Annotated in this window: 10 protein-coding genes and 1 pseudogene; 9 read left to right on the top strand and 2 right to left on the bottom strand. The window is 41.6% G+C overall.

The features are described from left to right. Window positions 1-411 precede the first annotated feature (411 nt). Window positions 412-864: pseudogene (locus tag ACFINY_RS07960) on the top strand (Rha family transcriptional regulator); the annotation flags it as partial. Between the two features lie 15 nt (window positions 865-879). On the opposite strand, the gene ACFINY_RS07955 reads toward ACFINY_RS07960, so the two are convergent. Next, complete coding sequence (locus tag ACFINY_RS07955; RefSeq protein ID WP_375612370.1) at window positions 880-1,104, bottom strand: Arc family DNA-binding protein; 225 nt, start codon at window positions 1,102-1,104, stop codon at window positions 880-882. Window positions 1,105-1,178: 74 nt separating this feature from the next. Here ACFINY_RS07955 and ACFINY_RS07950 point away from each other — a divergent pair, with 74 nt between their 5' ends. From ACFINY_RS07950 to ACFINY_RS07940, 3 genes are read left to right on the top strand one after another with little or no spacing between them, the layout of a single operon-like run. Further along, entirely contained in the window at window positions 1,179-1,382 is a 204-nt protein-coding gene (locus ACFINY_RS07950; protein WP_004859798.1) for an Arc family DNA-binding protein, read from the top strand. Continuing rightward, the gene (locus tag ACFINY_RS07945; RefSeq protein ID WP_375651420.1) at window positions 1,375-2,136 is read left to right on the top strand and encodes a phage antirepressor KilAC domain-containing protein; all 762 of its coding nucleotides are present in this window, start codon (window positions 1,375-1,377) and stop codon (window positions 2,134-2,136) included. The genes ACFINY_RS07950 and ACFINY_RS07945 overlap by 8 nt, the downstream gene beginning before the upstream one ends. Further along, window positions 2,133-2,411 (top strand): hypothetical protein, encoded by a 279-nt coding sequence (locus tag ACFINY_RS07940; RefSeq protein ID WP_375612368.1) that lies wholly within the window; start codon window positions 2,133-2,135, stop codon window positions 2,409-2,411. The genes ACFINY_RS07945 and ACFINY_RS07940 overlap by 4 nt, the downstream gene beginning before the upstream one ends. A gap of 63 nt (window positions 2,412-2,474) precedes the next feature. Here the strand turns inward: ACFINY_RS07940 and ACFINY_RS07935 are convergent, their stop codons facing one another. Then, entirely contained in the window at window positions 2,475-3,521 is a 1,047-nt protein-coding gene (locus ACFINY_RS07935) for a Fic family protein (RefSeq protein WP_375612367.1), read from the bottom strand. Between the two features lie 94 nt (window positions 3,522-3,615). Between ACFINY_RS07935 and ACFINY_RS07930 the strand changes: the two genes are divergently transcribed. The 5 genes from ACFINY_RS07930 to ACFINY_RS07910 are packed head-to-tail and all read left to right on the top strand — an operon-like array spanning window position 3,616 to window position 8,980. Then, window positions 3,616-4,185, top strand: a complete 570-nt coding sequence (locus ACFINY_RS07930; protein WP_375682093.1) for a hypothetical protein — start codon at window positions 3,616-3,618, stop codon at window positions 4,183-4,185. Then, window positions 4,175-6,121: a phage terminase large subunit family protein gene (locus tag ACFINY_RS07925; protein ID WP_375700975.1), complete on the top strand. Its 1,947-nt coding sequence runs from the start codon at window positions 4,175-4,177 to the stop codon at window positions 6,119-6,121. The genes ACFINY_RS07930 and ACFINY_RS07925 overlap by 11 nt, the downstream gene beginning before the upstream one ends. A 3-nt stretch (window positions 6,122-6,124) precedes the next feature. Then, window positions 6,125-6,373: a phage head-tail joining protein gene (locus ACFINY_RS07920; protein ID WP_375612364.1), complete on the top strand. Its 249-nt coding sequence runs from the start codon at window positions 6,125-6,127 to the stop codon at window positions 6,371-6,373. Further along, window positions 6,373-7,917 (top strand): phage portal protein, encoded by a 1,545-nt coding sequence (locus ACFINY_RS07915; RefSeq protein WP_375700974.1) that lies wholly within the window; start codon window positions 6,373-6,375, stop codon window positions 7,915-7,917. The genes ACFINY_RS07920 and ACFINY_RS07915 overlap by 1 nt, the downstream gene beginning before the upstream one ends. Further along, on the top strand, window positions 7,907-8,980 hold the full coding sequence (locus tag ACFINY_RS07910) for a S49 family peptidase (RefSeq protein ID WP_375700973.1): 1,074 nt from the start codon (window positions 7,907-7,909) through the stop codon (window positions 8,978-8,980). Before ACFINY_RS07915 ends, ACFINY_RS07910 begins: the two co-directional genes overlap by 11 nt. The last annotated feature ends 5 nt before the right edge of the window (window positions 8,981-8,985 follow it).

Below are 8,985 nucleotides of genomic sequence, written 5' to 3'. Positions count from 1 at the left end.
AGGCGAGCGCGAACTATCGCTAGCGACAGAATTTTCAAATTGACTGTACATTGTACACTTAACTCATTGATAAATAATGATTTCAGTGTGTGTACTGTACAGTACGCGATTATTTTTAGATAAAAATTATTTTTATTCTTGACATTGTTGCGTTTATATATATTTTCGAATCAGGTGCCTGAAAACACCTTAAAACATCTAGCGGATTGATTGCCGAAATAATCGATCTTCTGTGCATTGCAAAGGCTTTGACTCATTATATGCGACAAGTGTATAATGACCTCATCGGGTGTAGTTACGCTATACAATACCCTTATGGGGAAAGCGTAACGACGGACTAGATGCCGTGTTTTCAGCACCCGATACCTTTTAAAGGTATCAATGAAAACCTCTAACATCTAGGAGTTCATAATGAACACTCTTATAAAAATTACAGAAAGTGTTGCTAATAGTGCTACCACTCAGACTATGTCGAGTCGTGAAATTGCGGGGGTATGTAGTAAGAAGCATAAAAATGTTATGCGAGACATTAAACAAATATTTAGCGAGCTCAAATTTGAACCGGCTAAGTTTTTAAGCAGTTATATTGATGAACAAGGAAAAACACGCCCTTGTTATAATTTACCCAAACGTGAATGTTTAATTCTTGTTTCTGGTTACAGCACTGCTTTACGAGCCAAAATCATTGACCGCTGGCAAGAATTAGAAAAACAGGTAGCCACACCACAAGTTGACTACTCTAAACCGGAGGCATTACTTGGTGTTTTGAATCACTTACAAAGTCAAATAGAGCAGAAAGATCATGTTATTGCAGAATTAGCACCAAAAGCAGAAGCGCTTGAAGGCTTAAAGCGTTCTGAGGGGGCTATGTGTGGCATCTTATTGTTTTTTATTCACGAGTAGTTGTTCAAGGAGCTTTTTGAGATCTTCTGAATTCATTGCCAGTAGGTGATTTAATGTAACGGTAGTGCGGACAGAATCTTCTAAACGAGCAAGAATTTCACCCGTAAGGCTACGATGATTTGCCTCAGCAAGCTCTTCCAATTGATTTTTCAGTTCAATTGGAATGAGAAATTTAAATTGCACACGATCTTTTTTTGTCATGCACCTAAAATATACCTAAAATACACTTGACACAAGGTACCTTTATGGTACTGAATATGTGCATATGGAGTAAAATGAAAACGATCCAATATAAAATAAATATGCCACATACATTAAAGGAGTGGTTGTTTAATCGGGCGACTGAGAATGATCGCTCTCTTTCATCTGAAATAATTAACATTCTCAAAAAAGAAAAAGCGCTAGAGCATAAGTCCGCAAAAACTCTCTCTAACGCTTTACATCTAACTAACCTGAAAGAGGTCAATTACAATGAATAATAGCACATACTTACCTATCAATAAAGACAAATTAATCAAATTACGAGAAGTCGAAAACGAGCCTCGTGTTCGCGATGTGGATTTAGCAGAAAAATTAGGGTTTGTTCGTACACGTGACGTTAGAAAATTAATTACAAGAAATATGCAAGAAATAGAACGGTTTGGGAGGTGCGCCACTGTGGCGCACGTAATAAAGGGCAATAACGTAACAGAATATTGGCTTAACGAAGAGCAGGCGTTATTGATTGCGACATTATCGAATACAGAAAAATCTTCTCAAGTCCGTTATATGCTTATTAAATTATTTGTTGCATGGCGTAGGGGCGAGATAAAGCAATCCTATGTTCAATCGATTGACTACTCCAGTCCAGCAGTAATGCTTGGTGTCTTAACGCATTTAAAAGATGAAAACGAGCGGAAAGACAATATCATTGCTAAATTAGCTCCAAAAGCAGAGGCTTTGGAAGGTTTAAAACGCTCTGATGGTTTATTCGGTCTTATTGAAGCAGCAAAGATGTTGGAAGTACGACCAAAGGATTTAACTGATTACTTACGTAAACATGATTGGGTGTATCGGCGTGCTCCAGGGGCGCCACTGTTACCTTATCAGGACAAGATCAAGAAAGGATTTATGGATTGTCCTGCTATTACCATTCAAAGACCTGATGGTACAGAAAAAGTGCTCCCTTCAACAAAAATTACATCCAGAGGATTGGCATGTTTGAGAGAACAAATCCATGGAGGTGTACAATGAACACCAGTGTCGACTTCTTATGCGATTTGTGGATAGCGTTGTTTCAATTTTCTAATAATGAAAATATTAACGACAAAGAATGTACTGCTTTGGTTGACATCATGAGTCTGGTAGAAAAGGTTTTGATTTTAAAACTTCAAGATGAAGTACCAAATATACTTAAAATCTTGACAGTTCTAACAGATTTTGGAGATTCAGAACTACCGCATAGCATGGATTCTTTGTTGCGAGCCTATGTTCCTACTTTAGAGAACCCGATTGCAAAAGTAGCTTAGACCTACAACATAATTTTATCTCCTCGTCTTTTAGGCGGGAAGGTGGTTAAGAAGGCAATAAAATTAAGATGCACTATACCAAGTTGATCGTCCACCACCATGACGTATCAAAAGACCTTTTTCAACTAATGATGTAAAAGTTACTTTAAGTGTATTAGGGCTTGCACCAACCTCACGCACCATATCGCGGGTTGTAACACGTCCGTGATTACGCACATAATCAAGAATATTAAGAGCCAATTCAGATAAGGAAAAAAGAGCATTTTTTTCACTCTCTATTTTTATTTCTAATTGGCGTTTTTGTTTTTGTAGAGCACGTAAAAAAAAGAGTATCCAAGGCTCCCAATTGGGTGTTTTAGTATAAATTGTTTTTTGAGTTTGATTTAAAGCTAAGTAATAGCTTTCTTTATTATTCTCAATAATGCTTTCAAGTGATGAATATGGTACATAAACATAACCTTTTTGTAACAAAAGAAGGGTGGTTAAGATACGGCTTAAACGTCCATTTCCATCTTGAAAAGGATGAATAGCTAAAAATGTTACATTAAAAATACCAATCGTAAGTAAAGGATGAAGATCCTTTAATTCATTGGTTTTATTGAACCAAGTAATAAGCTCTTGCATTCGGTATGGTGTATCAAATGGTGTAGCTGTTTCAAAAACAATGCCAACCATTTTCCCTTGAGAATTAAATGCTGCTACATCATTGCGTAAAGTCTTATATTCACCTCGATGTCGTTGATCTTTCTCACTATTACACAAAAGATCACGATGAAGTTGTTTAATATGATTTTCAGTAATAGAAATATCACTCCAAGATTGAAAAATTGTTTCCATAACCTTGGCATAACCGATAACTTCTTGTTCATCACGACTCTTGAAACGTTTAATTTCTAAGTTTACCAAAAGCTGTTCGATTTCGCGGTCTGTTAACTTACTCCCTTCAATGCGTGTAGAAGATCCAATACTTTCAACAGTAGCAATATGGCGAAGGGCGTTCAATCGCTCAGGTGCAAGAGTACCAAGAGCGCGCCATGCCCCTTTGAACTCATCAATCTCAGTAATGAGAGCCAACAATTCTTGTGTAATTTGGAGTGTATCTGTTTTCATACCGGAATATATACCCGATTATACCCGATTGTCAATCATTCGTAACACAGTAAACTCTTACTTCTTATGGCAGAGAAGAAGGCAAGGAGCAACTATGAATAAGAAGAATCGTAAGGGTCTATCGGTTCGTGCGTTTGCGAAGAAGATGGGTGTTTCACATAATGCAGTGGTTTCTCGGATAAAGACAGGTAAATTTGATGCGGCTCTTTTTGAAGATGGTTCTGTCAATGAAGCGCTTGCAACAGCTATCTGGAATGAGAATCCAACAAAGCGCCCTGCTCCATTTTTAGCACCGGATGGTCAACCGCTGACAAAGATCAAACAAGCCTCCACAGATGGAGCCAATGAATACAAGATAAAACTGGAGCGAATGCAAGTTGCGCTAGCAAAAGAAAAGATTGCTCTGGAAAAGTTACGCGAAACCACTGTTGATCGTGAAGAAGTGAGAAAAGAAGCATGGAACTTTGGAAGAGCGCATCGAGATACAATGCTCAATTTTGCCTATCGCTTTGGTACTGAAATTGCGGCGCAAGTGGGATGTGATGCTGCGAGCCTTATTGGAGCTATCGATCATCATATGCGCAAAGCTTTAGTGGAAAATGTCGTCCCTGTTTCTTTTCACGATCCCAACATTTTAGAAGAGAATCCAGAACATGATAAGTGATGCTTCGCCCTCGTCCTCTGGTGCTGGGCTCTTTTTTTGCTATGCGAATGAAGGATGCCGTCCTGACCCGCCTTATACTGTTTCCCAGTGGGCTGATAAAAATCGTTATTTGAGCACAGTTACGAGTGCTGAGCCTGGATTATGGAGGACTATACGTACCCCCTATTTACGAGAGATCATGGATAATCTTTCTGTTTATGATCCGACTGAAACAACGGTTGTGATGAAGGGGGCTCAGATTGGAATGTCGGAAGCAGCGTTGAACTTTTGTGGTTATGCCATTCATCATAGTCCAGGACCTGCCCTTTATGTAATGCCGACAGTTGAGACCGCTAAGAAACTGTCAAAGTCTCGTCTTGATCCGATGATTTCAGCTAGCCCTGCTTTAAGTGAACGCATTGCTCCTGCTCGTGCAAGAGACAGTGGAAATACAATGTTTTCAAAGGAATTTTATGGGGGGACATTGATGATTACAGGAGCAAATAGTGCTGCTGGATTGCGTTCTTCTCCTATTCGCTATTTGGTTTTGGATGAAGTCGATGCTTACCCATTGAATGTCGATAATGAAGGCGATCCTGTAACAATTGCGGAAAAACGAACCTCTGCTTTTATTCAACGTAAAATTTTTAAATTGTCCACGCCGACACACCGTGACACAAGCCGTGTAGCCAAGGATTTTGTGCTAGGTGATCAGAGATATTACAATGTCCCTTGTGATGCATGTGGTGTTCTACAACCCATTGTTTGGTCACAAATTAAGTGGCCAAAAGGCGCCCCCGAAAAAGCTGTTTTTGTTTGTGCGCATTGTGGTCATGAACATGCCGAACATCGTAAGTCCACCTTAATGGCAGAAGAAAACGGTGCTTGTTGGATCGCAACACAGGAGTCAAGTAAGCCTCGTCTGCGTTCTTACCATATTTCAGCGCTTTATTCGCCATGGCTGACTTGGGGCGATTGTGCGCGCGAATTTTTAAGAGCCAAAGAAGACCCTGCTCTTTTGCAAGTTTTTATTAATACAGTGCTTGGAGAGCCATGGGAGGACAGAACAGGCGAAGTTGTTGATCCTGATAGCCTCTATGCAAAACGCGAAGATTATCCCCTTGCACCAGAACAATCCGTCGTGTTGACAGCTGGTATTGATGTGCAAAATGACCGCTTGGAACTTGAAGTGGTGGGATGGGGGCGTAGTGAAGAAAGTTGGCATATTGATTATCAAGTGATCCTTGGTGATCCCTCTTCTTTTGAAGTGTGGGACCAATTGGATGAATATCTTGCAAAACGTTGGCCGCATCCAGGCTATAAAGAGGGGATTAGGATAACAGCGGCTTGCATTGATACCGGTGGTGGACACACACAGGCAGTTTATAATTATGTACGCCCGCGTGAAGGGCGGCGTATCTGGGGCATTAAGGGGCAAGCGGGATGGCGTGCGGTATGGCCACGCCGACCAAGCAAAAACAATAAAGGACAGATTAATCTCTATATTGTTGGTGTTGACGCGGCAAAAGATATTATCACGGCACGGTTTAAAAAATCGGGACCTGAAGCATCAGGGGCTGGTGCAACACACTTTCACAAAAGCCTTGACCAGGAATATTTTGACCAACTGACCGCTGAAAGAAAAGTCATCAAATATTTCAAAGGCTTCAAGCGTATTGAATGGCAAAAAAGTGAAAAGGCAAGAAACGAAGCCTTGGATTGTAGGGTCTATGCTTATGCGGCTTTACAAGGTCTGATTTCGGCGGGAATAAACCTTAATCGAGAAGTTGATATCTTAGAAGAGCGTTTGGAAAAACTTAAAATTGAAGGTTCTGTAGAGCAACCAACATCTGGGATTTCTTCATTCACTTCTCCAAGAAGATCTCAGATAGCAAAACCTCAAAGGAAACAATCCAGAACAGTGATGAATCCTTATATGCGAGGGGATTGGAGGTAATTTGTGGGTGAAACTTTAGAACCAATTAACAGCAAAATTGACAGACTGGAAAGTTTAAAAAGGCGGCGTGAACAAATTGAAGAGGCTCTTTATTCGGGTGCGCAATCAGTGCGTCACGGCGATAAGCAAGTCAGCAATCGTTCTGTTGAGGAACTTCGCAGAGCGCTTGAGATGCTGAACATACAAATAGCCAACCTTGAAGGGCGCAAGCGTTCACGCGTTTTCTATTTTAATATATCACGAGGCTATTAATGGCTGGTTTTTTCAATAAACTCACAGGCTTTTTTACAATTTCTCGTCAACACAATCCGCCTTTTGAAGCTGCAAGTAAAAGCCGCCGTATGGGTGGTTTTGACCCCGCAAAAAAACATATCAATAAAGCGATTGAAGAATGTGGTGATACCATTGTTGCTCGTTCAAGATGGCTTTATGATAATGAATCTCTTTATGGGTCTGCAACGGAAGAATGGGTCTCTGCGGCTGTTAGTGATGGGATTAAACCTTATCCTCGTATTGAAGGTTTTCAAGAAGAAAAGAAAAAGCTTTTAGACTTATGGTGGCAATGGGTTGATGAGGCGGACTATGATGAAGATGCCAATTTTTATGGACTTCAAGCAACCATTGCACGAGAAGTCTTTCTAACTGGTGAATGTTTTGTAAGACTACATTATGTTGACCTCTACGGGCGCTCTGGTGTGCCGCTTCAATTACAAGTTTATCCCACCGAAATGTTAGACCTTACTTACAATGGACCGGCTGATATTGAAGGCAATTACATTCGTATGGGGATTGAATTTAATGCCAGTGGCAAGCGCGTTGCTTATCATTTCTGGGAACATCACCCCTATGATGATGTCCCTGCAAATATGGCATTTGAGAGCCAAGAGCGCGTGCGTGTCCCTGCTGAAATGGTCATTCATATCAAAGAGCGCCGTATTGCCGGACAATTGCGCGGTTCTCCAAAAATAACGCGCGCTATGACAAAGATCTTTCAACTCGAATCCTATGACGACGCAGAACTCGATAGAAAAAGGACGGCGGCTCTTTTCGCGGCGTTTGTCAAGGACAATTCACCAAACGTCGAAAAATTATCCGATAATCGTGATAAAAACAACGTTGAAGAAGAATACAAAGCACCTGTCATTGCGCCCGGTGCATCTCTTTATTTAGGAGAGAATAAAGAAGTTACATTCTCAAATCCTGTTGAGGTTGGTGGCTCTTATGAGGCTTTTCAATTTCGCAATATCTTGAAAATTTGTGCAGCACTTAATATGCCTTATGCCGTTGTGACTGGAGACGTTACGCGGGGGAATTTTTCAAATGTACGCACCTCCATCATTCAGTTTAGACGGCACGTCAAACAATGGCGTGAACATATTATTGCCTTTCAGTTTAACCGCATTGTTTGGGAGCGTTTTGTTGAAATGGCAGTGCTTGCTGGATGCGTCAATTTGCCAGGGTGGGAAGAAAATCCCTTGCCATGGCTTCAATGTGAAAGCTTTGCACCCCCGCTTGAAATGATTGATCCAAACAAGGATATCACGGCAGAAAAAGAAGAAATTCGTGCAGGCTTGAAAACACGACGCATGGCACTTGCCGAGCGCGGCTTTGATATCGACAGCATTCATGCCGAAATGCAAGAAGAGCACACAGACGCTCGTGCGCGCGGCTTATCTTTTGACACGGATATGGCAGCGCCTTCTGGTGAAAATCAAGCGATTGATACAGCAGATTCAGAACCTTCTGAGACTTATGAAAGTAACCAAGGCAGTGAGGCACATAAAAATGGTGAATAATCTTGATATGCCGTTCTTGGCATCACGGCTTTTTGGGGTTCCACATATGCTTGCCTCGACAAAACTTGATGTCATTTTGAATGCTCTTGCACCGCGTCTTTTTGAGGGAGAAAAGTTTCCCATTGAAGCTTATTCGCAAGAGAATACAGAAGCTTTAAGACCCCCTGAAACTTATGTAGTACAAAACAATGTTGCCATAATACCGGTTCATGGCACGCTTGTGCGCCGTGGTGCATGGCTTGGGGCTTTATCGGGGCTAACCTCTTATGAAGGTTTAAGCGCTTCTTTTCGTGAAGCCATTGCACAACATGATGTTCGCGCTGTTTTATTTGATATTGACAGCGGCGGTGGAGAAGCCGGCGGTGTGTTTGATTTGGTTGAAGAGTTTCAAACACTCTCAAAACAATACGACAAGCCCATTTGGGCACATGCCAATGAGTTTGCTTGTTCTGCAGCTTATGCCATTGCTTGTGCGGCTTCTCAAATATGGGTAGCTCGCACAGGGGTTGTGGGCTCGATTGGGGTTGTTTGCGCCCATCTTGACCAATCCCGTGCGGATGAAAAACACGGGCATAAATGGACCTTTGTCTTTGAAGGTGATCACAAAACCCATGGCAACCCTCACGAACCCTTGAGCGATACAGCACAGATAAAAATGCAAGCCGATTGCGCCCTGCTCTACGAGATGTTTGTCGATTTGGTGGCGCAAAACAGACGCTTAAATGCTGCTGCAATTCGTGACACAAAAGCAGAAACTTTTATAGGCACCCAAGCGATCACGCTTGGATTAGCAGATGCGCAGGGCACTCTTGCGCAAGCTTTGGAAGCCTTAACGGATTCCATATCACAAAACCCAACATCAACAGAAAAAGAAGGACAAAACACATGGCACGCACACAATACCGCGCTGAAGAAGATGATGACGAAAAGATCGTCGACATCATCAATGACGAGGAAGAGGACGAAGGCGATAGCGACATCGACAAAAACGCCGAAGACTTCGACGATGAAGAAGAAAACGAAGATGAGGATGAAGACAACGAAGACAAGCAGGAAAACATAAAATCT

This window comes from Bartonella sp. AA23NXGY (assembly GCF_042197165.1).
Classification (GTDB): domain Bacteria; phylum Pseudomonadota; class Alphaproteobacteria; order Rhizobiales; family Rhizobiaceae; genus Bartonella.
The sequence above is the reverse complement of the archived record's forward strand: the minus strand, read 5'-3'. Positions and strand labels throughout refer to the sequence as shown.